Source organism: Streptomyces sp. NPDC002057, from assembly GCF_040296665.1.
Classification (GTDB): domain Bacteria; phylum Actinomycetota; class Actinomycetes; order Streptomycetales; family Streptomycetaceae; genus Streptomyces.
On sequence record NZ_JBEOXR010000002.1, the window covers coordinates 239,528 to 262,937 of the forward strand.

General features: G+C 73.5%; 15 protein-coding genes. 7 read left to right on the forward strand and 8 right to left on the reverse strand.

Annotation, left to right across the window (positions count from 1 at the left end; genetic code table 11):
* Positions 1-136 precede the first annotated feature (136 nt).
* The 4 genes from ABT129_RS02920 to ABT129_RS02935 all read right to left on the reverse strand — a co-directional run bounded on the left by ABT129_RS02920 (position 137) and on the right by ABT129_RS02935 (position 6,667).
* Positions 137-1,486 (reverse strand): maltokinase N-terminal cap-like domain-containing protein, encoded by a 1,350-nt coding sequence (locus ABT129_RS02920; protein ID WP_351895752.1) that lies wholly within the window; start codon positions 1,484-1,486, stop codon positions 137-139.
* Positions 1,487-1,720: 234 nt separating this feature from the next.
* On the reverse strand, positions 1,721-3,433 hold the full coding sequence (treS, locus tag ABT129_RS02925) for a maltose alpha-D-glucosyltransferase (RefSeq protein WP_351895754.1): 1,713 nt from the start codon (positions 3,431-3,433) through the stop codon (positions 1,721-1,723).
* Positions 3,430-5,415 (reverse strand): alpha-1,4-glucan--maltose-1-phosphate maltosyltransferase, encoded by a 1,986-nt coding sequence (locus ABT129_RS02930; RefSeq protein WP_351895756.1) that lies wholly within the window; start codon positions 5,413-5,415, stop codon positions 3,430-3,432. The genes treS and ABT129_RS02930 overlap by 4 nt, the downstream gene beginning before the upstream one ends.
* A gap of 307 nt (positions 5,416-5,722) precedes the next feature.
* Positions 5,723-6,667, reverse strand: a complete 945-nt coding sequence (locus ABT129_RS02935) for an SDR family oxidoreductase (protein ID WP_351895758.1) — start codon at positions 6,665-6,667, stop codon at positions 5,723-5,725.
* 118 nt (positions 6,668-6,785) lie between these two features.
* Between ABT129_RS02935 and ABT129_RS02940 the strand changes: the two genes are divergently transcribed.
* The 6 genes from ABT129_RS02940 to glgP all read left to right on the forward strand — a co-directional run bounded on the left by ABT129_RS02940 (position 6,786) and on the right by glgP (position 16,197).
* On the forward strand, positions 6,786-7,805 hold the full coding sequence (locus tag ABT129_RS02940; protein ID WP_351895760.1) for an AraC family transcriptional regulator: 1,020 nt from the start codon (positions 6,786-6,788) through the stop codon (positions 7,803-7,805).
* A gap of 193 nt (positions 7,806-7,998) precedes the next feature.
* Positions 7,999-9,429 (forward strand): 4-hydroxyphenylacetate 3-hydroxylase family protein, encoded by a 1,431-nt coding sequence (locus ABT129_RS02945; RefSeq protein WP_351895762.1) that lies wholly within the window; start codon positions 7,999-8,001, stop codon positions 9,427-9,429.
* Positions 9,426-10,877, forward strand: a complete 1,452-nt coding sequence (locus ABT129_RS02950; RefSeq protein ID WP_351895764.1) for an MFS transporter — start codon at positions 9,426-9,428, stop codon at positions 10,875-10,877. Before ABT129_RS02945 ends, ABT129_RS02950 begins: the two co-directional genes overlap by 4 nt.
* A gap of 107 nt (positions 10,878-10,984) precedes the next feature.
* Positions 10,985-12,091, forward strand: a complete 1,107-nt coding sequence (locus ABT129_RS02955; RefSeq protein ID WP_351895766.1) for a monodechloroaminopyrrolnitrin synthase PrnB family protein — start codon at positions 10,985-10,987, stop codon at positions 12,089-12,091.
* Positions 12,092-12,113: 22 nt separating this feature from the next.
* Positions 12,114-13,493 carry an FAD-dependent monooxygenase gene (locus ABT129_RS02960; protein WP_351895769.1) on the forward strand — a complete coding sequence of 460 codons (1,380 nt, stop codon included), beginning with the start codon at positions 12,114-12,116 and terminating at the stop codon, positions 13,491-13,493.
* Between the two features lie 148 nt (positions 13,494-13,641).
* The gene (gene glgP, locus ABT129_RS02965) at positions 13,642-16,197 is read left to right on the forward strand and encodes an alpha-glucan family phosphorylase (RefSeq protein ID WP_351895771.1); all 2,556 of its coding nucleotides are present in this window, start codon (positions 13,642-13,644) and stop codon (positions 16,195-16,197) included.
* Between the two features lie 18 nt (positions 16,198-16,215).
* On the opposite strand, the gene ABT129_RS02970 is transcribed toward glgP, so the two are convergent.
* From ABT129_RS02970 to ABT129_RS02985, 4 genes are all read right to left on the reverse strand, one after another.
* Entirely contained in the window at positions 16,216-17,727 is a 1,512-nt protein-coding gene (locus ABT129_RS02970) for a sensor histidine kinase (protein WP_351895773.1), read from the reverse strand.
* Positions 17,720-18,376 (reverse strand): response regulator, encoded by a 657-nt coding sequence (locus tag ABT129_RS02975; RefSeq protein WP_351895776.1) that lies wholly within the window; start codon positions 18,374-18,376, stop codon positions 17,720-17,722. The genes ABT129_RS02970 and ABT129_RS02975 overlap by 8 nt, the downstream gene beginning before the upstream one ends.
* A 96-nt stretch (positions 18,377-18,472) precedes the next feature.
* Entirely contained in the window at positions 18,473-20,500 is a 2,028-nt protein-coding gene (locus ABT129_RS02980; RefSeq protein WP_351895778.1) for a M4 family metallopeptidase, read from the reverse strand.
* Between the two features lie 243 nt (positions 20,501-20,743).
* Positions 20,744-21,682 carry a TetR/AcrR family transcriptional regulator C-terminal domain-containing protein gene (locus tag ABT129_RS02985; RefSeq protein WP_351895780.1) on the reverse strand — a complete coding sequence of 313 codons (939 nt, stop codon included), beginning with the start codon at positions 21,680-21,682 and terminating at the stop codon, positions 20,744-20,746.
* Positions 21,683-21,806: 124 nt separating this feature from the next.
* Between ABT129_RS02985 and ABT129_RS02990 the strand changes: the two genes are divergently transcribed.
* Positions 21,807-23,306, forward strand: coding sequence for an MFS transporter (locus tag ABT129_RS02990; protein WP_351895782.1), 1,500 nt, complete (start codon positions 21,807-21,809; stop codon positions 23,304-23,306).
* Positions 23,307-23,410 lie beyond the last annotated feature (104 nt).

Consider the following 23,410-nt stretch of genomic DNA (forward strand, 5'->3'; position numbering starts at 1 on the left):
TACTGATGCGCAACGGTGGGGTGAGGGGGCGGGACACTCGGCCGAACGGGTCCCACCCCCGTTGAGGGCAATCGTTCCTCCGGGGGGACCCCCACCCCCCGGAGGACGACGGCCCGCGCGGGGCGTGGGGGTCGGGTCATGGGGAGGCCGCCAGTCGTTCGATCGCCGACATCGGGACGGGGAGCCAGTCCGGGCGGTGACGGGCCTCGTAGACGACCTCGTAGACCGCCTTGTCCGTCTCGTAGGCGTGGAGCAGCGCCGGGTCCGCCCGGGGATCCGCCCCCGACGCCTCCGCGTACCCCGCGCAGTACGCGGCCCGGCACCGCGCCGCCCACTCCGCGTTCCAGGGCCGGTGCGTGCGGGCCGCGTAGTCGAAGGAGCGGAGCATTCCGGCGACGTCACGGACGGTGGGCTGCGGGCTGCGCCGCTCGTCGAGCGGTTTCGCCGGTTCGCCCTCGAAGTCGATGACGGCCCAGCCGCCGTCGGAGCCCCGCAGGGTCTGCCCGAGGTGCAGGTCGCCGTGGATGCGCTGGACCGCGCCGCCGCCGACCGCCCCGCTCGCCGCCGCGAAGACGGCCCGGAGCCCGGGCACGTGCGGCAGCAGCGCGGGGACGGCCTGCGCCGCCGCGTGCAGCCGCCGGTCCATCGCGGCGGCCAGCTGTTCGGTCTCGGCCCGCCCGAGCCGTTTGGTCGGCAGGGCGGAGGCGAGCGCGAGGTGGACCTCGGCCGTGGCGCGGCCGAGGGCCCGCGCCTCGGTGGTGAACTCCCGTCCGTCGGCGAGCGCGTCGAGGGCGAGCCGCCAGCCGTCGCGGGAGTCGCGCAGATAGGGCTGGAGCACGCCGAGCGTGGAGGCTCCGGACTCGAACCAGGCGACCGGGGCCGGGACCCTCGCGCAGCCGGCGCCGGCGAGCGCGAGCGGCAGTTCCAGGTCGGGGTTGGCCCCCGGGCTGACCCGGCGGAAGATCTTGAGGATGTAGGAATCCCCGTACACCAGGGACGAGTTGGACTGCTCGGCGTCCAGGACGCGCGGCGCGAGCGCGGGCGGCAGCGCCGTCGTGGCGTGGAAGCGCAGGGGGCCGGTCCGGCCCGGGGTGCGCAGCCGTTCGTAGAGGAGGCCGGCGAGCCGCGGGTCGCGCAGCCCCTCGTACACGGCACGTCCGGCGAACGGCCCCTGCCGGATCCGCCCGATCAGGGCGGGGGCGAGGCGGGGCGGGAGCTGGGTCCGTACGCCCAGGAGGATCTGGTAGCAGTCGGCGGGTGTTCCGGCCGGGCGTCCCGGCTGTTCCACCCGTACGAGCAGATGGAGGAGACCGGGTCCCGCGCCGTCCAGGGGCAGCAGCTCGGTGGCCGCGTCCAGCGTGAATCCCGTGACCCGGCGACCCTTGCCCGCGAACCAGCGCTGCCGTGGCAGCCATTCGTGGAGCAGGGGGGCGAGTGACGGAAGGAGGGCGTCCGGGGCCCGGGTGGTGGATGCGGTCTCCGGCATGGCATCGCGTCCTTTCCCCGGGGCGCGCAGATGGCTGTCGTATGCGTTCAAATGCGCAGAGTGTCCCGGATGGCGGCTGGGGCTGTCCGGATGTGCGGGACGTGTCGGAGGGGGAAGATCCGTATGGGTCCGGCAAGAAGGCCCATATGGACCTGAATCGTGTGTGGTTCACAGTGCCCAGAGTGGGACGGGAGGAAACCGTCCCACCCCGGACGAATCCGAACTGACCGTCGGTCAGCCCTTCTTGAGACGGAACCAGTAGAAGCCGTGTCCCGCAAGGGTCAGGAGGTAGGGGAGCTGGCCGATGGCCGGGAACGTCACCCCGCCGATCAGCTCGACCGGCTGGATGCCGTCGAAGCGGCGCAGGTCGAGTTCGGTCGGCTGCGCGAACCGCGAGAAGTTGTTCACGCAGAGGACCAGATCGCCGTCCATGCCCTCTTCGGGGGCGGTCTCCCGCAGAAAGGCGAGTACCGCCGGGTTGGAGGCCGGGAGTTCGGTGTACGTCCCCGTGCCGAAGGCCCGGTTCTGCTTGCGGATCTCGATCATCCGCTTCGTCCAGTGCAGCAGGGAGGACGGCGAGGCCATCCCCGCCTCGACGTTGGTCACCTGGTAGCCGTGGACCGGGTCCATGATGGCCGGAAGGTAGAGCCGCCCCGGGTCGCAGGAGGAGAAGCCCGCGTTCCGGTCGGGCGTCCACTGCATCGGGGTCCGCACCCCGTCCCGGTCGCCGAGCCAGATGTTGTCGCCCATGCCGATCTCGTCGCCGTAGTACAGCACCGGCGAGCCGGGCAGCGAGAAGAGCAGCGCGGTGAACAGCTCCATCTGCTTGCGGTCGTTGTCCAGGAGCGGGGCGAGCCGGCGCCGGATGCCGATGTTGGCCCGCATCCGCGGGTCCTTGGCGTATTCGGCGTACATGTAGTCGCGCTCTTCGTCCGTGACCATCTCGAGGGTGAGCTCGTCGTGGTTGCGCAGGAAGATGCCCCACTGGCAGCCGGAGGGGATCTCCGGGGTCTTCGCCAGGATCTCGGACACCGGGTAGCGGGACTCGCGCCGGACGGCCATGAAGATCCGCGGCATGACCGGGAAGTGGAAGGCCATGTGGCACTCGTCGCCGCCGGAGCCGAAGTCGCCGAAGTAGTCGACGACGTCCTCCGGCCACTGGTTGGCCTCGGCGAGCAGCACCGTGTCCGGGTAGTGGTCGTCGATCTCCTTGCGGACCCGCTTGAGGAAGGAGTGGGTCCGGGGGAGGTTCTCGCAGTTGGTGCCCTCCTGCTGGTACAGGTACGGCACCGCGTCGAGCCGGAACCCGTCGATCCCCAGGTCCAGCCAGAACTTCAGCGAGGAGAGGATCTCCTCCTGCACGGCCGGGTTCTCGTAGTTGAGGTCGGGCTGGTGCGAGAAGAACCGGTGCCAGTAGTACTGCTTGCGGACCGGGTCGAAGGTCCAGTTCGAGGACTCGGTGTCGACGAAGATGATCCGGGCGTCCGCGTACTGCTTGTCGTCGTCGGCCCAGACGTAGTAGTCGCCGTACGGCCCCTCCGGGTCGCTCCGCGACTCCTGGAACCACGGGTGCTGGTCGCTCGTGTGGTTCATCACGAAGTCGATGACCACGCGCATCCCGCGCTGGTGGGCCGAGTCGACGAACTCGACGAAGTCGGCGAGGTCGCCGAACTCGGGCAGCACCGACGTGTAGTCGGCGACGTCGTAGCCGCCGTCCCGCAGCGGGGACTTGAAGAACGGCGGCAGCCAGAGGCAGTCGACGCCCAGCCACTGGAGGTAGTCCAGTTTGGACGTGATGCCCTTCAGGTCGCCGACGCCGTCCCCGTTGCTGTCCTGGAAGGAACGGACGAGGACCTCGTAGAAGACGGCCCGCTTGAACCAGTCGGGATCGCGGTCCTTGGCGGGGGTGTCCTCGAAGGTGTCGGGGACGGGCTCGTTGACGGTCATGATGTGGGTGACCCTCCGGTCTGCGGGGACGGTCGCAGGACGAGGACGTGCGCGGGTGTGACACCCGGCTCTAGGCGCACGTAGCTGGCCCTGCCCCAGTGATAGGTCTCGCCGGTGAGCTCGTCGCGCACCGGCACGGTCTCGTGCCAGTCGAGGCCGAGTTCCGGCATGTCCAACGAGAGCGTCGCCTCCTGGGTGTGGTGCGGGTCGAGGTTGACGACCACCAGAACGGTGTTCGAACCCGATCGCTTGCTGTACGCGATCACCTGCGGGTTGTCGGTCCGGTGGAAGGAGAGGTTCCGAAGCCGGCGGAGCGCCGGGTGACGGCGCCTGATCCGGTTCAGGGTGGTGATCAGCGGGGTGATCGTGGTCCCGGCCCGCTCGGCCGACTCCCAGTCGCGCGGCCTCAGTTCGTACTTCTCCGAGTCGAGGTACTCCTCGCCGCCGTCCCGCAGCGCGGCGTTCTCGCACAGCTCGTACCCGGCGTACATCCCCCAGGAGGGCGAGAGCGTGGCCGCGAGCACCGCCCGCACCTCGAACGCCGGCCGGCCGCCCTCCTGGAGGTAGCCGGGCAGGATGTCCGGGGTGTTCACGAAGAAGTTCGGCCGCATCTGCGCCGCCGTCTCCCCGGAGAGCTCCGTCAGGTACTCCGTGAGCTCCTCCTTGGTGTTGCGCCAGGTGAAGTACGTGTACGACTGCTGGAAGCCGACCGCGCCGAGCGTCCGCATCATCGCCGGCCGCGTGAAGGCCTCCGCCAGGAAGATCACGTCCGGGTCGGCCCGGTTGATCTCGCCGATCACCCGCTCCCAGAACACCACCGGCTTGGTGTGCGGGTTGTCGACGCGGAAGATCCGGATGCCGTGGTCCATCCAGTGCCGCAGCACCCGCACGGTCTCCGCGACGATCCCGTCCATGTCGGTGTCGAACGCGATCGGGTAGATGTCCTGGTACTTCTTCGGCGGGTTCTCCGCGTACGCGATCGAACCGTCCGGGCGGTGGTGGAACCACTCCGGGTGCTTCTCCACCCACGGGTGGTCCGGGGAGCACTGGAGCGCGAAGTCCAGCGCGATCTCCAGACGCAGCTCCCGGGCCCGCGCCACGAAGGCGTCGAAGTCCTCGAAGCTCCCCAGGTCCGGGTGGAGCGCGTCGTGCCCGCCCTCCGGCGAGCCGATCGCCCACGGCACGCCCACGTCGTTCGGCGCGGCCGAGAGCGAGTTGTTGGGTCCCTTGCGGTGGGTCTCGCCGATCGGGTGCACCGGCGGCAGGTACACCACGTCGAAGCCCATGGCCGCGATCGCCGGGAGCCGCTCGGCCGCGGTACGGAAGTTCCCCGGGACCGTACGGCCCTTCACCTTCCGCACGCCCTCCGAGCGCGGGAAGAACTCGTACCAGGAGCCGAACAGGGCGCGCTCCCGCTCCACCTGGAGCGGCAACGCGGGCGAGGAGGAGAGGAGTTCGCGCAGCGGGTGGCGGTCGAGCGCCTCGACGACCCGGGGGTTCAGGGCCGCCGCGAGCCGGACGGCCGCCGGGCGGGAGACGTCGCGCAGCGCGTCCGACGCGGCGAGCACGGCCTCCCGGCCGCCGCCCTTCTTCGGGACGCCCTTCGCGGCCCGCTCGTGCAGCTCGGCGCCCTCGGCGAGCACCAGCTCGGAGTCGATCCCGGCCGGGATCTTGATCTTCGCGGTGTGGCGCCAGGTGGCCACCGGATCGCTCCACGCCTCGACGGTGTACGTCCACAGGCCTTCGGCGTCGGGGGTGACCTCGGCACCCCAGCGATCGGTGCCCGGAGCCAGTTCGCGCATCGGGGTCCAGGGACCCGGGCGGCCCGTGGGGCCGTGCAGCACGACATTGGCGGCGACCGCGTCGTGGCCCTCGCGGAAGACGGTCGCCGTCACCTCGAAGGACTCTCCGGCCACCGCCTTCGCGGGGCGCCGACCGCAGTCGACCAGTGGGCGTACGTCCAGTACGGGAATGCGTCCCATGAGCGGATTCACAGCATCACCTGATGGTTTACGGGGGTGCGGGTGGTGGTTCGCTCTTTCTAGCTCCGTCGACGGCCGGCGGGTTGCGGGCATGGCCGCTCCTGTCCGCGTTCACTCGGATGGCGGGTCCACAGGGATGAACAGGGGTCACGGGGAGACGGGTTCGGGGGGTTACCGGTGAAGCCTTCCCACCGTCCTCGGGTGGGCAATCCCGGCGCTTTGTTAACTACTAGGGCGTAGCCGTCCTAGCAAGCACACAAACAGGCCCCGCCCGAAGTCGGGCGGGGCCGGATTCACACGGGTGCCGTCAGTGGCGGCGCGGCGACGCGTCCGGTTCGTCCGCGTCCGTCGACCAGACCTGCCAGGGCTGACGGGCCACCCACTCCTCCACCGGGGCCGGTTCGAGGGCGAGGACCTCCGTCGACACCCCGTCGTCGTCCGCCATCAGCAGCGGATCGGCGCCGGTCGCCATGTAGTGGTAGATCCCGGCCACCCCCGCCGCCGTCTCCGGGCCGAGGAGCCCCGCGAGCCCGCGCTCGAAGGCGGCCGGATCCAGCTCCTCGTACCGCACCGCCCGCCCGAGGCCCCGGCCGAAGGCCGCCGCGAGCTCGCCGCCCGTCAGCGAGCGCTCACCGCCGATGTCGAAGGTCCGCCCCTCCAGGCCGTCCCGGGTCAGCGCGGCGAGCGCCGCCTCCGCCAGGCCCCGGTGCGAGAGCCACGCCGTCCGCGCCGACGCCGGCAGCGGATAGGCGAGCACACCGGCGCCGACCAGCGCCGGACCGTTCCACGGCGAGAACAGGTTGTCCAGGTACACCGGCGGCCGGATCACCACCAGCGGCACCCCGCTGTCCCGCAGCACCCGCTCCGCGAGCCGCCGCGTCTCGAACGCGGCGACGTCCGTCGGACCCAGCGGAAGCCGGGTGTTGGCGTTGAAGACCAGCCGCCGGACCCCCGCCTCCAGGGCCGCGTCCGCGACGTTCCGCGCGTACGCCTCCACCCGTTCGGTGTCGTACACCAGCGGCATCGTGACGAACCCGTGCGTCGTCCCCGCGAAGAGCCGCCGCACGTCCTCCGGGCGCCCCAGGTCGCCGGCGAGGAAGAAGGCGCCCGGCAGCGGCGGCCGGTCGGCCGAGGGGCGCCGGGTCAGGGCCCGCACCCCGTGGTGCCGCTCGGCCAGCAGACGGGCCACCGCGCCCCCCTGGAAGCCGGTCGCGCCCACGACCGCCACCCGCATCGGAATCTCACTGGACATGTCTGTCTGAGGCCCTTCGATAGACTTTCGCTGCTGTCGTGTCGGCGTCGTCCAAGGCTCGCCGCGACGGCTTCGGCCGTTCAATTAACAAACCGGGGCGGAAGTTGAAGGATCGTCCATGGCAACCGTGGGAACCGACCGTCACGACCACCGCGACCGGCGGGGCACGCGCGAGACGCGCGACACGCACGACGAGCACGAGGAACACGACGACCTCCTGAGCGAACTGCTCAAACCCCTCCGGCTCACCGGAGTCTTCGACAGCCGCTGGCACGTCCGCGCCCCCTGGGCCATCGAGGGCGACGCCGAACGCAGCTGCGCCGTCCTCCACTACGTCGTCGAGGGAGACTGCTGGATCACCACCGACGACGAACCCCCGCTCGAACTGCACGCCGGTGACCTCGTCGTCTTCCCCACCGGCACCGCGCACCGCCTCGCCGACCGGCCCGACCGGCAGGGCGTCCCGCTCAAGGCCGTCCTGCCCGAGCGGCAGCCCGGCACCTCCGGCGAGATCGTCATCGAGGGCAGCGGCCCCGAGAGCCGGCTCCTGTGCGCCGGGCTCCACTACGACGCCAGCGCCGCCACCGGCCTCTACACCTCGCTGCCCTGGGCGCTCGTCCTCGACGGCGCCCAGGTCGACCGCGAGCCGCTGCTCCGCGACACCCTGCGGCTGCTCGCCGCCCCCGACCGGCCCGTCGGACCCGGCGACCGGCTCATCACCCTGCGCGCCTTCGAGATGGCGCTCGTCCTCGCGCTCCGCCCGCTCCTGCGCGAACTCGCCGGGAACCCGGCCTCGCTGCCGCTGCTCCGGCACCCCGGGATCAGCCGGGCCGTCGTCATGATGGCCACCCGGTTCGCCGAACCCTGGACGATCGACGCCCTCGCCCGCGAGGTCGGCATGTCCCGCTCCGCGTTCACCGCCGCCTTCCGCGAGCTGGTCGGCGACTCCCCGGCCCGGTACCTCGCCGCACGCCGGATGCAGGAGGCCGGCCGGCTGCTCACCGAGACCTCGCTCCCGCAGTCCGCCGTGCCCGACCGCGTCGGCTACCGGAGCGCCGTCGGCTTCCACCTCGCCTTCCGGAAGTGGTTCGGCGTCACCCCCGGGGAGTACCGGGCGGGAGCCGTCCGGGCCGCCTGAGCGGCTCCGGGCCGGCCCCGCCCGGCCGGCCCGGAGGGCTCCGTACCTCTTCCAGGTCGGCCGACCTGACATCTTCGGAGCCCTCTGGACGGTTCTTAAGGACCCCTGGACGGACGTTCATTGTCCCGAGGGGGTGCGCCGGACAGTCTCGGGACCGGCACAGCCGTGACACCCGAGGAGAGGCGACACACCGGTGACGAGGTCCGGGCAGGAGTATCTGGAGGGACTGCGCGACGGGCGCGAGATCTGGCTCGACGGGGAGCGCGTCAAGGACGTCACCGCGCACCCCGCCTTCCGGGCCACCGCGGCCTCCCTCGCCGGGCTCTACGACCTCGCCGACGACCCCGCGCACCGCCCCGTCCTCGTCCGGGACGGGGTGCGCCGGGCCTACGCCGTCCCCCGTTCGTACGAGGACCTCGTCGCCCGCCGCCGCGCCTTCCGTACGACGGCCGAGGCCGGCTACGGCTTCCTCGGCCGCACCCCCGACTACATGGCCGCGGGCGCGGCCGGGTTCGCCGCCGCGCCCGCCGTCTTCACCGGCGCGACCTTCGACGGCTCCGGGCACGCCCTCGCCTTCCACCGCCGGCTCGCCGAGGGCGACCTGCACACCGCGTTCACCCTGACCAACCCGGCCGGCGGCACCGGCGAGGACGACCGCACCCTGCGGGTCGTCGCGGAACGGGACGGCGGGATCGTCGTCCGCGGCGCCAAGACCGTCGGCACCGGCGCGGTCTTCGCCGACGAACTCCTCGTCGGCACCATCGAACCGCTCGCCGCCGACGACACCGAGCACGCCGTCACCTTCTCCGTACGGCTCGACACCCCCGGCCTCAAGCTGATCTCCCGCACCTCCTACGAGGAACGCTCCCGGTCCGTCTTCGACCACCCGCTCTCCTCCCGGTACGACGAGAACGACGCGATGCTGGTCTGCGAGGACGTCTTCGTGCCCTGGGAACGGGTCCTCACCCACCGCGACCCGGTCACCACCGGCGCCGTCTGGTGGCAGACCCCCGCCTACCTGAACCTCGTCCACCAGTCCGCCACCCGCTTCTGGACCAAGCTGGAGTTCCTCACCGGACTCGCCATCCTGATCACCCGCTCCCACGGCACCGAGAAGCTGCCGCCCGTCACCCAGGCCCTCGGCCGGCTCCTCGGCGCGGTCGCCCAGGCCAAGGCCTTCGTCCTCGCCGCCGAGGCCTCGTACGAGCAGGTCGACGGAGGGCGCGGCGGCGTCCGCACCGGGCAGGAGATCTCCTTCGCCCAGCGGATCATGGCCGGCGAGCTCTACCCGCGCGCGATCCAGGACATCAAGCTCCTCGCGGGCGGCGCCCTCGTCCAGCTCCCGGCGAGCGGACAGGACCTCCTCCACCCCGAACTGGGGCCGCTGGTCCGCCGCTACTTCGGCACCCCCGGCCAACCCGCCGAGGACCGGATCAAGCTCCTCAAGCTCGCCTGGGACGCCCTCGGTTCCGAGTTCGCGGGCCGCCACGAACAGTACGAGCGCTTCTACCACGGCGCCCCGCACGTCTACCTGACCATGCAGACCTGGGCCGGCTCCGCGGGCGACTGCGAGAGCCTCGCGCAGGCCTGCCTCGACGGCTACGACCTCGGGACGACCCGGTGACGGCGCCACCACCGGGGCCCCGGCGCGGGGCGCTCGCCCTCCTCGCCTCCACCCAGCTGCTGCTGATCACGGACACCGCGATCGTCAACGTCGCACTGCCCTCGGTCGGCCAGGACCTCGGCTCCGGCTCCGCCGGACTCTCCTGGGTCGCCAACGCCTACCTCATCGCCTTCGGCGGGCTCCTCCTCCTCGGCGGCCGCGTCGCCGACCTCCTCGGCCACCGGCGGGTCTTCCTCGGCGGCCTCGGCCTGCTGGCCGTCGCCTCCGCCGCCGGTGGTCTCGCCCCCGGCGCCGACGCCCTCGTCGCCGCCCGCGCCGTCCAGGGCGTCGGCGCCGCCCTCGCCGCGGCCGCCGCCTTCGCCCTGCTGCTCCTGCTCTTCCCCGACGGCCCCGCCCGGCACCGGGCCCTCGGCGCGTTCGCCGCGATGGGCGGCCTCGGCGGAGTCCTCGGCACGGTCCTCGGCGGCGTCCTCACCGACCTCCTCGGCTGGCGCTCCACGTTCTGGCTGAACGTCCTCCTCGCGGCGGTGCTCGCCGTCCTCGCCCTCCGCGTCCTCGACCACCGCACCGGCCGCCCCCGCCCGGGCGGCTTCGACCTCGCCGGAGCGCTCACCGCGACCGCCGGACTCGGGCTCCTCGCCTACGCGCTGGTCGGCGCGGCGGAGGCCGGATGGCTGTCCGCCCGCACCCTCGGGGCCGCGGGAGCGGGGCTCGCGCTGCTCCTCGCCTTCGCCGCCGTCGAGAACCGCGCCGCCGCGCCGCTCGTCCCGCCCGAGGTCCTGACCCGGCCCGCACCGCGCCTCGCCAACCTCCTGGCCGCCCTCGCCCAGACGACGCTGTTCCCGATGTTCTTCCTGGTCAGCCTCTACCTACAGAGCGTCCTCGGGTACCCGCCCCTCGGCGGCGGCCTCGGCCTGCTGCCGCTGTCGCTCGTCGTCGTCGCCCTCGCCCCGCAGACCGGGCGGATCATCCACCGGCTCGGTCTGCGCCGGACGACGACCCTCGGCTTCGTCCTGCTGTGCGCCGGGACCCTCTGGCTGGCCCTGGCACTCACCCCGGACGGCACCTTCGCGAGCACCGTCCTCGCCCCGAGCCTCCTCCTCGGCGCCGCCCTGCCGCTCGTCATGGTCACCACCAACGTGGCGGCCACCGCGGACGCCGCGCCCGAGGAGACCGGACTCGCCTCCGGACTCGTCAACACCAGCCAGCAGTTCGGCTCGGTCCTCGGACTCGCCGTCCTGGTGGCCGTCGCCGCCGGCCGAACCGAGGGCGTCGACGCGGCCCGGACGGTCGCGGAGACCGCCGGCCACCGCGCGGCCCTGCTCACGGGCGCCGGGTTCGCCGCGGTGGCCGCCCTCCTCTCGCTCCGTCTCCACCGGGCGAGACCCGCCGGGGCCGATGACCCCGACCGCCGGCGAGCGACCCGAAGGGGCGCGCGGCTGTCGTGAGGGAGAGCGTGCGGAGGCCCCGGGGAACGGGGCGAGCACGGCCGGCCGTCGGCAGCCGCACCAGCGCCCCGGAGGCGCACGAGCCCACGAAGAGAAGGAGCCCCGTCTTGCTCGGCGACCCGCGTCACCGCACCGAGGACATACGCGCCGCCGACCCGCTCGGCGCCGACGCCCTGCTCGCCGCCGTGCCCGCCATGAACGCGGACGCCGACGTCGCCGCGCTGACCGTCGCCCTGCGCACCCTCGTGCCCGATCCCGACCGGGCCGCGCAGTGGAGCGTCGGCCACGCGCTGGCCGCGATGCGCGACCTCGGCATCCTGCTGGGCTCCCTGAAGCGGCACGGCGTGCAGCCCCTCGCCGCCGTCCCCGAGGCGCTGCCCGTCCTCGAACTCCTCGGGCTCCGCACCGACATGGTGCCCCGGGACACGGTCCACCACTACACCACCTGGAACCCGCCGGGCCCGCGCCGCCGCTCGTACACCGGTCATCCGGCGGAGGCCCGCCTCCAGGAAGCCGTACGGATGGTCTTCCCCGGTCTGGTCGGCGCCCTCGACGACTGCGGCCTGGTCGCCCGCCTCGAACCGTACGACCCGCGCTTCGCGGCCGCCCTCGACCGGGTGGCCCACCGCGTCCGGGCGATGGTCGACTCCATCGACCTCACCGTGGCGCAGGTGTCGCCCGAGTACTTCGCCCACACCCTGCGGCCGTACTTCGAGGAGGTCGAGGTGGCCGGCCGCGACTACCTGGGCCCGGCCGCCGCCCAGGTCCCGCTCTGGCTGGTCGATCTGACGCTGTGGCAGTGCGACCGCTCGGACCCCGCCTACGACGCCTTCCTCGCCGAGTCCGTGCCGTACGCGCTGCCCGCCTGGCGCGCGTTCCACGCCCGGCACCGGGGCGGGGTGTCGGCGGTGAGCAGACTGTCGGCCGCGGTGAGCTGGGAGGGCGCCGGCCGGCTGCCGCCCTCGCTCACCGCGTCCGCGGAGGCGCTGGGCCGGGTCCTTCGCCTCCTGAAGACCTTCCGCGCCCGGCACCTCGGCCTCGCCCGCAAGGCGTACAGCGAGGACGTGCGTCTGTACGAGGAGGGCAGCGGCGGGGCCCCGGTCGCGCTGCTGCGCTCGATCCTGGATCTGACCAGGGAGAACGAGACCATGGTGCGCCGCGCGAGCGTGCGGCGCCGTCCCGCAGGGGCCCCAGTCGGGCCGTCGGCCGCGTAGCGGCGCCGAAGGAGCAGTCGAGATGTCCCCCCACACCCCCTCCCGTGCGTACGGACGCGGCTTCGCCGCCCCCTCCTACGGACAGAGCCCGCACATCGTGATCGCCGGCGGCGGCGTCGCCGGGCTCACCGCCGCCCTCGCCCTGCACGCCGCCGGATTCGAACGGGTGACGGTCGTCGAGGCGGCGCCCGCGATCCGCCCGGTGGGCGCCGGGCTCAACCTGATGCCGAACGCGGTCCGCGAACTGGACGCGCTCGGCCTGCTCGACGCCCTGGAGGCGGGCGCCCTGCGCACCCGCGAGCTGCGCTACTACCACCGGTCGGGCGCGCTGATATCCCGGGAACCGCGCGGACTGGGCGCCGGCTACCGCTGGCCCCAGCTCTCGGTCCACCGCGGCCACCTCCAGCAGGTCCTCGCGGGGGCGGTACGGGCCAGGCTCGGGCCCGCCGCCCTGGTCACCGGCGTCCGCGTGACCGGGCTCGAAACGTCACCGGACGGGCGGCCGCGGCTGCGGCTCGAACACCGGGACGGCGCCGTCCGGGGCCGCGCCTCGCTGGAACCGGACGTCCTCGTCGGCGCGGACGGCATCCGCTCGGCCGTACGGGCGGCGCTGCACCCGGGGGAGGGCGGCCCGCCCTGGAACGGGACGCTGGTGTGGCGGGGCGTCTCCCGGATGCCGGCGCGGGCCGTGGGCTCGTTCATGTTCATCGCGGGCGACGACCGGCAGAAGGCCGTCGTGTACCCGATGAGCCGGCCCACCGGACCCGGCCGCGAGGTCCTGGTGAACTGGGCGCTCGCCCGCCCCGCGGAAGGCACCTGCGGGACCCGCGCGTTCACCGGCTCCGGCGAGGAGCGGTTCCACGGCGACTGGAACCGTCCCGTCCCCGTCGAGACCTTCCTCCCGTACTACGAGGGCTGGGAGTTCGACGGCGTCAGCGTCCCCGACCTCCTGCGCGCCGCCGACTCCGCGCACGAGTACCCCATGGTCGACCGCGAACCCCTGGACCGCTGGACGCACGGCCGCACCACCCTCATCGGCGACGCCGCCCACGCCATGTACCCGATCGGCTCCAACGGGGCGACCCAGTCCATCGTCGACGCGCGCGCCCTCGCCCACGCCCTCGCCCGGCACCGCGACCCCGCCGAGGGCCTCGCCGCCTACGAACGCGAACGCCGCCCCGTCACCACCGCGCTCCAGCGGGCCAACCGCGAACTCGGCCCCGAGGTCGTCATCAACCTCGCCCACGCGCGCGCCCCGCAGGGCTTCACCGACATCCACGACGTCATCCCCGCCGAGGAACTCGCCGCCATCGCCGGCCGGTACGCCGCCACCGGCGCCTTCGACCCGACGGCCGTGAACCAGGGCTCCCCGTACGAGGTCCCGCTCCCGGCCATCGGCTGACCCCTTCTCCCCGCCGGCCGACACGCGCCCCGCCACTCCCACGCGCCGTGGCCCGGCGGGGCGTCGTGCCCTAACGTCGGAGCGGAACGACGGACGCACAGCGTGGTGCGTCCACTCCGCTCCGTACTCGCCTGCGAAGGTGGAACGCGTGAAGGCAATCCGTCGATTCACCGTGCGTCCCGTCCTCCCCGACACCCTTCGACCCCTCGCCGACCTCGCGCACAACCTGCGCTGGTCCTGGCACGAGCCCACCCGGGCCCTCTTCGACTCCCTCGCGCCCGAGGGACCCTCCGGAGCCGACCCCGTCCGGATCCTCGGCACCCTCGAAGCCCCCCGGCTCGCCGCGCTCGCCGCCGACCCGGAGTTCCTGGCCCGGCTGCGGTCCGCCGCCGAGGACCTCGACACCTATCTCCACGCCCCCCGCTGGTACCAGCGCCAGCCGGGTGAACCCCCCGCCGCCCTCGCCTACTTCTCGCCCGAGTTCGGCGTCGCCGCCGCCCTGCCCCAGTACTCCGGCGGTCTCGGCATCCTCGCCGGCGACCACCTCAAGTCCGCCAGCGACCTCGGCGTCCCCCTCATCGGCGTCGGCCTGCTCTACCGGCACGGCTACTTCCGCCAGTCCCTCGGCCGCGACGGCTGGCAGCAGGAGCAGTACCCCGTCCTCGACCCCGGCGAGCTGCCCGTCTCCCTGCTCCGCGAGGCCGACGGCACCCCCGCCCGGATCACCCTCGCCCTGCCCGGCGGGCGCAGCCTGCACGCCCACCTCTGGGTCGCCCGCGTCGGCCGGGTCCCGCTCCTCATGCTCGACTCCGACGTCGAGGAGAACGCCCCCGGCGAACGGAGCGTCACCGACCGGCTGTACGGCGGCGGCAGCGAGCACCGGCTCCTCCAGGAGATGCTGCTCGGCATCGGCGGGGTCCGCGCCGTCCGGACGTACACCCGGCTCACCGGCACCCCCGCCCCCGAGGTCTTCCACACCAACGAGGGCCACGCCGGCTTCCTCGGCCTCGAACGCATCCGCGAACTCCAGGGGGAGGGGCTCGACTTCGACAGCGCCCTGGAGACCGTCCGCGCCGGGACCGTCTTCACCACCCACACCCCCGTCCCGGCCGGCATCGACCGCTTCGAACGGAGCCTGGTCGCCCGCCACCTCGGCCAGGACGGCGCGCTGCCCGGCGTCGACACCGGACGGGTCCTCGCCCTCGGCGACGAGACCGCGCTCGGCGGCGAACCCGGCGTCTTCAACATGGCCGCCATGGGCCTGCGCCTCGCCCAGCGCGCCAACGGCGTCTCCACCCTCCACGGGGCCGTCAGCCGGGCCATGTTCGCCGGGCTCTGGCCGGGCTTCGACGCCGACGAGGTGCCGATCGGCTCCATCACCAACGGCGTCCACGCCCCCACCTGGGTCGCCCCCGAGGTCGGCCGGCTCGGCCCCGACCCCGCCGACCGGGAGCTGTGGCAGCTCCGCCGCACCCTGCGCGAACGGCTCGTGACCGACGTACGGGAGAGGCTGCGGGCCTCCTGGCTCCAGCGCGGGGCCGCAGCCGCCGAACTCGGCTGGACCGACTCCGTCCTCGACCCCGACGTCCTCACCATCGGCTTCGCCCGCCGGGTCCCCTCGTACAAGCGGCTCACCCTCATGCTCCGGGACAAGGACCGGCTGCGGGCCCTGCTGCTCCACCCCGAGCGGCCCGTGCAGCTCGTCGTCGCCGGCAAGGCGCACCCGGCCGACGACGGCGGGAAGCGGCTCGTGCAGGAACTCGTCCGGTTCGCCGACGACCCCCGGGTCCGGCACCGGATCGTCTTCCTGCCCGACTACGGCATGGAGATGGCGCGGGGGCTCTACCCGGGCTGCGACGTCTGGCTCAACAATCCGCTGCGCCCCCTGGAGGCCTGCGGCACCAGCGGGATGAAGGCGGCCCTCAACGGCTGCCTCAACCTCTCCGTCCTCGACGGCTGGTGGGACGAGTGGTTCGAGCCCGACTTCGGCTGGGCCATCCCGACCGCCGACGGGGCGGCCGCCGCCGACGAGGACCGCCGCGACGACCTGGAGGCCTCCGCCCTCTACGAGCTGATCGAACGCCGGGTCGCGCCCCGCTTCTACGACCGCGGCCCCGACGGCGTACCGGCCGACTGGACGGCGATGGTCCGGCGCACCCTCACCGACCTCGGCCCGAAGGTGCTCGCCGACCGGATGGTCCGCGAGTACGTCGAGCGGCTCTACGTCCCCGCGGCCGCCGCCCGCCGGGCGCTCACCCCGGAGCGGGCGCGGGACCTCGCGGCCTGGAAGGCGCGGGTGCGGGAGGCCTGGCCCCGGGTGACCGTCGACCACGTCGAGGTCGGTGACGGGCTCGTGGACGACCTCGCGGACGCGGAGCTCGGCGCGACCCCGGTCGTCCGGGTCCGGGTCGCGCTCGGCGCGCTCGGCGCCGACGACGTCGAGGTGCAGGCCGTCACCGGCCGGGTCGACGCCGACGACACCCTCGCCGAGCCCCGTGCCGTCCCGCTGAAGCCGGCGGGCGGCCCGGACCTGGACGGCCGGCAGCCGTACGCGGGCACCCTGGAACTCGACCGCACGGGTTCCTTCGGCTGCACGGTCCGGGTCCGGCCCACCCATCCGCTCCTCGCCCACCCCTCCGAACTGGGTCTGGTGGCCCTGCCGGAGGAGTCGACGGGGGAGGGGGCGGGGGTCCTGCTGAGGTAGCCCCGGGCCGACGGGCCCCTAGGGCACCTCGGCCTTGTCGGCGAGGTGCCCGTCGACGAAGCAGAGCCGGTACACCGGGATCGCGGCGAGCATCGCCGACCGGTAGTACCGGCATTCGTCCATGCCGGGCGGTTCGGCCGGGGCCACCTGCGGCGCGGCGTCCAGCGGGTGCTCGGGCCAGTCGTCGGTCTGCTCGGCGATCTGCGCGAGCGACTGCCCGACCGTGATCCGGGCGTAGTCGTCCGGCTCCAGGTACGACTGGGACTGCGTCCACAGGGCGACCCCGGCCATCAGCAGGCCCAGCGCGGCGAGGAGCGCGAGCGGGATCCAGATCGCCCGCGCGAGGCCCTTGCGCACCTCGCGCCGGGCCCGGTCCAGCTCGCGGGCCGAGGTGGGCGCGGCGGGCAGCGGCGTGGGGGCCCCGCGCGGCAGGACGGCGGCGAGGGCGAACCCGCCGTCGCCGGTGGCTCCGTGGGCGAGGGTGCCGCCCGCGAGACGGACCCGTTCGTCGAGGCCGACGAGCCCCGTTCCGCCGGAGCCGGGGGAGCGCGTCCCGCCGGGGGCGCCGGGGCCGCTGACCACCTCGGCCCGGACGTTCCCCGCCTCCTGGGTGACGGAGACCGTGACGGCCGCGCCGGGCGCGTGCTTGGCCGCGTTGGTGAGGCCCTCCTGCACGACCCGGTGCAGGGCGAGCCCCGACATGCCCGGCAGCTCGGGCACCGGGGCCGGGGTCAGCGTGACCGCGAGCCCCGACGCCCGGGCGCGGGCCGTCAGCTCCTCGACGGTCTCGCCGGGCGGGCTCGTCGACGCCGGGTCGCCGTCCTCGCGCAGCACGCCGATGATGTCCCGGAGCCGGGCCGTCGCGTCCGCCGCCGCACGGCGCAGTTCGCCCGCCGCCCGCTGCTGGTCGGCGCCCAGCTCGGGGGAGACCTCCAGGGCGCCCGCGCGGATCGCGATCAGGGCCAGGTCGTGGCCGAGCGAGTCGTGCATGTCGCCCGCGATCCGGGAGCGTTCGCGCAGCCGCTCCCGGTCGGCGACGGCCGCGTGCTCGCGCTCCATCCGGTCGGCCAGCTCCCAGCCGCTGCGGACGAGGCGGTCGTACTGGCGTACGTACCGGCCGATCAGCCAGGGGGCGACGACGGCGAGGGCGAGCGCGAGCAGCAGGGTGAACCACTGGCCGAGCGAGGTGTGGGTGACCGAGGTGAGGACGAGGCCGGTCGCCGCGATGGCGCCGAACAGCCAGAGCGCCGCCCGGGTGTGCTCCTGGCGCCGTCCCGCGAGATAGCCGAAGGCGACCAGGGCCAGGCTGTAGGAGGGGGTGAACAGTTCCAGGGTGGCCGGCAGGCTCGCCGCGACCGTGACCGCGAGCGGCACCAGCGGCCACCGGCGGCTGACCGCGACACAGCCGCCGAGGACCACCACCCCGACGGCGACCTGGAGCCAGCTGCCTCCGTCGTTCGGGTCCGACTTCAGCAGGACGGGGACGCAGAGCAGCAGCCACAGGAGCAGGTCGAAGACGCGGTCACGCATCGGGGACCAGGCCCGCCTCGTACGCGAGGACCGCGAGCTGGACCCGGTTGCGCAGGCCCAGCCGGCCGAGGACGGCGCTGACGTGTGCCTTCACGGTGCCCTCGACGACGTACATGCGGTCGGCGATCTCCTGGTTGGAGAGCCCGGCGCCGAGGAGCGCGACGACCTCCCGCTCCCGGCCGGTGAGCGGTTCGAGCCGGGTCCGGGCCCGCGCCGCGCGGGTGAAGCGCTCGCCGCCGAGGGTGTCGATGACCCGGCGGGCGACGGTGGGGGAGAGGGCGGCGCCGCCCCCGGCCACGGCCCGTACCCCGGCGATGAGTTCGCGCGGGTCCCCGGACTTGAGCAGGAAGCCGCTGACGCCGCTGCCGAGCGCGCGGGCGATGAACGCGTCCTCGGAGAAGGTGGTGAGCATGACGACGGCCGCCTCCGGTACGGCCGCGCGCAGTTCCTCGGCCGCGCCGAGTCCGTCGAGCCGGGGCATCCGGATGTCCAGGAGGACGACGTCGGGCCGGTGCTCCCGGGCGAGTTCGACGGCCTCGTGGCCGTCGCCGGCCTCGGCGACCACCTCGATCCCGGGGTCGGTGGCGAGGATCGCCCGTACCCCGGCCCTGATCATCGTCTCGTCGTCGGCAAGCAGCACCCTGATCATGGCGCCAACCCTACGCAGACGGGCGGAAGCCCCGGGGGCGTGGCCCCCGGGGCTTCCTCACACCTCAGCGCACCGCCGTGCGCCGTCGTTCCCGGGTTACGGGAACGTCAGCTTGAAGTTGTTGATGTAGCCGGTGTCGGCCGCGGCCTTGTCCTGGACGCGGAGCTTCCAGGCGCCGTTCGCGACCTCGGAGGAGGCGTTCACGGTGTAGGCCTGGACGATGTTGTCGGCGCTGCCGCCGGTCCGGTTGTGCAGGTTGTAGACCGAACCGTCGGGGGCGACGAGGTCGACGACGAGGTCACCCTTGTAGGTGTGGACGATGTCCACGTCCACCTTGAGGGCGGCGGGCGCGTTGCCCGTGACGCCGGTGACGTTGACGGTGGAGGTCACCGCGGCGCCGTTGTCCGGGACGGAGACGTCGGCACCGTTCTCGAAGACCTTGCCGCCGGGGTTGCCGCCGCCGGGGCGGGCACCCACGTTGATGCCGGCCCAGGCGTTCTCGACGGCCAGGACCTCGGGGCTGCCGGCGCCGTACAGCTCGGTGGCCACCGCGACGGTGCCCGTGCGGGCGCCGGCGTAGTTGGTCGAGGAGCCGAACTTGGTGGTGAGCGCCTTGAACCAGATCAGCGAGGCCTTGTCACGGCCGATGCCGGTGACGGGGAGGCCGTCGGAGGTCGGGGAGTCGTAGGAGACGCCGTTGACCGTCTTGACGCCGCTGCCCTCGGAGAGCAGGTAGTACCAGTGGTTCGCCGGGCCCGAGGAGTAGTGGACGTCGATCGAGCCGATGCCCGAGTACCACGCGTCCTTGGACGAGCCGTCCTTGCTCGGCTTGTCCATGTAGCGGAGCGGGGTGCCGTTGCCGCGGATGTCGATCTTCTCGCCGACGAGGTAGTCGCCCGGGTCGTTGGCGTTGTTGGCGTAGAACTCGACGGCCGCCGCGAAGATGTCCGAGGTGGCCTCGTTGAGGCCGCCGGACTCGCCGCTGTAGACCAGGCCGGCGGTGTTGGAGGTGACGCCGTGCGTCATCTCGTGCGCGGCCACGTCGATCGAGGTCAGCGGCTTGTTGTTGCCCGCGCCGTCGCCGTACGTCATGCAGAAGCAGGAGTCGGACCAGAAGGCGTTGACGTACGCGTTGCCGTAGTGGACCCGGGAGTACGCGCCGACGCCGTCACCCTTGATGCCGGTGCGGCCGTGCACGTTCTTGTAGTAGTCCCAGGTGAGCGCGGCGCCGTAGTGCGCGTCGGCGCCCGCGGTCTCCAGGTTCGCCGCGGTGCCGTTGCCCCAGACGTCGTCGGGCCCGGAGAAGAGCGTTCCGGTGCCGGACGTACCCCGGTTGAGGTTGTACGTCTTGTGGTTGCCGCGGCCGGTGTCGGTCAGCGTGTACGAGGGCGCGGTGCCGAGGGTGACCGTGCCGCTGTACTGCGTGTTGCCGGTGCCGGTCTCGATGGCCTGCCACTCGAAGAGCTTCGCGCCGGTCTTGGCGTCCGTCACGACGTGCAGCTCGTTCGGGGTGCCGTCGTGCTGGAGGCCGCCGACGACGGTCTCGTACGCGAGGACGGGCACGCCCTGGGCCGCCCAGACGACCTTGCGCGGGGCGCGGTCGGCCTTGGCCTTGTCGGAGCCGTCCGCCTGGGCGAGGCCGACGGCCTGCTTCTCGGCGGCGGCCGGGGCCAGCGTGGCGGTGGTGGAGATGTTCCTGAGCTCCGCGCGGGAGGACTTGGTGACACCGGTGGTGGTGCCGGCCTGGGTCTCGGCGACGATCAGGTCACCGCCCAGGACGGGCAGCCCGGCGTAGGTCCGCTCGTAGCGCGTGTGGGTCGTGCCGTCGCGGTCCTGCACGACGTCGCGGACGACCAGCTTCTCCTCGGCGCCGAGGCCGAGGGTCTTGGCCGTGGCCGCCTTGTCGGCGTCCGCCGCCTTGATGAGCGCGGTGCGCTCGGCGGGGGTGAGGTCGGCCGGGAGCTTGCCGGGGTTCGCCGAGGTGCCCTGCTGGGCCTTGGGGGCGATGCTCCAGGGGGCGTCTGCCGCGGTGGCGGCACCCGTCTGGACGCTCACGGTGAGCATGGCGGCGGCGGCTATCAGGGCGCCGGTCGCGGTGGCGCGACGGCTGGGCGTGGATCTCACGCAGACTCCTTCTTGCGAGGGGGGTACCGGCGGACTGGGTGAGGTCCGTCCGGGCGGAGCAAGCAGAGCTGTGGAGCACGTTCAGGTGACGCGGACTCGTTCTGGTGGCGCGGACTCGTTCGGGTGAAGACGTGAACTGTGGTGCGAAGAGCCGGGGAGAGAGTGACAGGAATGACGGGGACCTGTCATGAGCGCGTCGGCAAGTTGGCCGGAAATCGTTCGCTGCCCGTAAGGCCGTGTTCGTTAACCGGACGTTTCGTCGATCATGGACGCGATGCCGTCCAGTGTTCGCCCGAGCCCGAATTCGAAGAGCGTCCGCAGATCGAGACCGTACCCGCCGCCGCTCGCCACCGAGGCCAACTCCGGGTACGAGCCAGCCGATTGGATCGCGTCGAATCGTGGCTCGTTCTGTTCCATCCACTCGCTGTCGGAGATGCCCGAATCCTGGCGTGCCTGCTCCTCCATGTCGTCCGCCATCGACAGGCCCTGGATGTACGCCAGGATCGCCAGATGGGTGTGGAGCTTCTGGGTGGGGGTCAGCGGCGTGCCGCGCAGCGCCCGGAGCACCCACTCCGTGTACGCCATCGCGTTCGGCGTCGCGACCGGCCTGGTGAACGAGGCCATCGTGTGGGTCAGCCACGGGTGGCGCGCGTACACGTCGCGCAGCCAGCGAGCGCCCCGCTCCAGGCCCGTCCGCCAGTGCGGCGGGACGGGGCCGAGGGGGACCTCCCCGCACGCCACGTCCGTCATCAGCCGGACCAGCTCCGCCTTGCCCGAGACGTGACGGTAGAGCGTCATCGTCGAGACGCCCAGGATCGTCGCCACCCGACGCATCGTCAGGGCGTGCAGGCCTTCGGTGTCCGCGAGGCCGAGGGCCGCCGTGACCACCTGGCCCCGGGTGAGGGCGGGCGCCGGCCTGGGGCCGGCCGGGGGCGCGGACGGGGCCGGACGGGCCGGCGGTCGCCCGCCCGCCGTCACCACCGTGCCGACCCCCGGCACCGGGCGCGCCAGGCCCTCCTGGCGCAGCACCGCCAGCGCCTTCGTCGCCGTCGCCATGGCCACCCCCCACTCGCGCGTGATCGCCCGCGTGGACGGCAGCCGGTCCCCGGGCGCCAGCTCGCCCAGCCGGATCCGGCGGCGGAGCTCGGCGGCGACGGCGAGGTAGGGCGGCAGGGTCGTCATGGCCGGAGTGTACTAGTGCGCCCGGGAAGGGGTTCGAGGCTCTGAGCTTGCCTGTTCCAGGGATGGTTGCCGGTGCACTAGGGCGGGGGTGGCGGCGTACACGTACCGCTGTTTCCCTCCCCTCATGACACTCACCTCAGGCACCGGACCGACGACCGGCCCCGGACCCGGCCCCGTCCGCGCCGGACGGCGGGAGTGGGGCGCGCTCGGCGTCCTCATGCTGCCGCTGCTCCTCGTCTCCATGGACATCTCCGTCCTCTACTTCGCCGTCCCCGCCATCAGCGCCGACCTGAAGCCCGGAGCCACCGAACAGCTCTGGATCCTCGACACCTACGGCTTCGTCCTCGCCGGGCTCCTCGTCACCATGGGAGCCCTCGGAGACCGGATCGGGCGCCGGCGGGTCCTGCTCGGCGGGGCCGCGCTGTTCGGGGTCGCCTCCGTCGCCGCCGCGTACGCCGGGAGTCCGGGTGCCCTCATCGGCGCCCGTGCGCTGCTCGGCGTCGCCGGGGCCTGCCTGATGCCGGCCACCCTCGCCCTGATCCGGGTCCTCTTCGTGGATCCGGGCCAGCGCGCCAAGGCCGTGACGCTGTGGACGTCGGTGATGGCGAGCGGCATCGCCCTCGGGCCGGTCGTCAGCGGCGCCCTCGTCGAGCACTTCTGGTGGGGGTCGGTGTTCCTCGTCAACCTGCCCGCCATGGCGCTGCTCCTGGTGCTGGGGCCGTTGCTGCTTCCCGAGTCCAGGGGCGGGGGCGGCGGCGGGCGGTTCGACGTGGTCAGCGCCCTGCTCTCGTTCGGGGCCGTGCTGCCGGTGATCCACGGGATCAAGGAGATCGCCAAGGACGGGTGGGCGCCGCTTCCGGTGGCGGTCGTGGTGGCCGGGCTGCTGCTCGCCGTCGTCTTCGCGCGTCGACAGGGGCGGATCGCCCACCCCATGGTCGACCTGGGGCTCTTCCGGAACCGGGCCTACGGCGGGGCCGTTCTCGTCAACCTGCTCGCCATGGTGGCGACCGTGGGGTACGCCGTCTTCCTCACCCAGTACCTGCAGTCCGTCCTGGGGCGCAGCCCGTTCGAGGCGGCGCTGTGGAGCCTCGTGCCGACCGGCGGTGTCCTTCTCGCCGCTCCCGTGGCGGCGGGCATCGCCCGGCGGGTGGAGCGGGCGTACGTGATGGGGGCGGGGTTCCTCGTCGCCGCCGGAGGGTTCTCGTGGCTCGTCGGGATCGATCGCGGCACACCGCTCTGGGGAGTCCTCGTGGCCGGAGCCGTGTACGCCGGTGGGCTCGTCTCCGCCATGACCCTCGCCAACGAGCTGGCGCTCGGCGCGGCTCCGCCCGAGCGGGCGGGATCCGCCGCCGCCGTGCTCGAATCGGGGCAGGAGTTCGGCGGGGCGCTCGGCATGGCCGTACTCGGATCGGTGGGCGCGGCCGTCTACACCGCCGCGATGCCCGCCTCCGCTCCGGCCGCGGCGCGCGAGACGCTCGGCGGCGCGCTGGCCTTCGGGCCCTCGGTGGTGGACGCCGCGCGCTCCGCCTTCGTCGAGGCCATGGGCGGGGTGGCCCTGGGGGCCGCGGTGGTGATGGTGGGGGCCGCGGTGCTGGCCGTCGCGCTGCTGCGCCCCCGGCGTTGACACCTCATGGGTGGCGCGGCGGGGTGGTGAAGCCGATCGCGCCCGCGCGTGGTGCGGGGCGGGTGGTACGCGGGACCGAAGCCGGGCCCGCCCGCAGGCGGCGC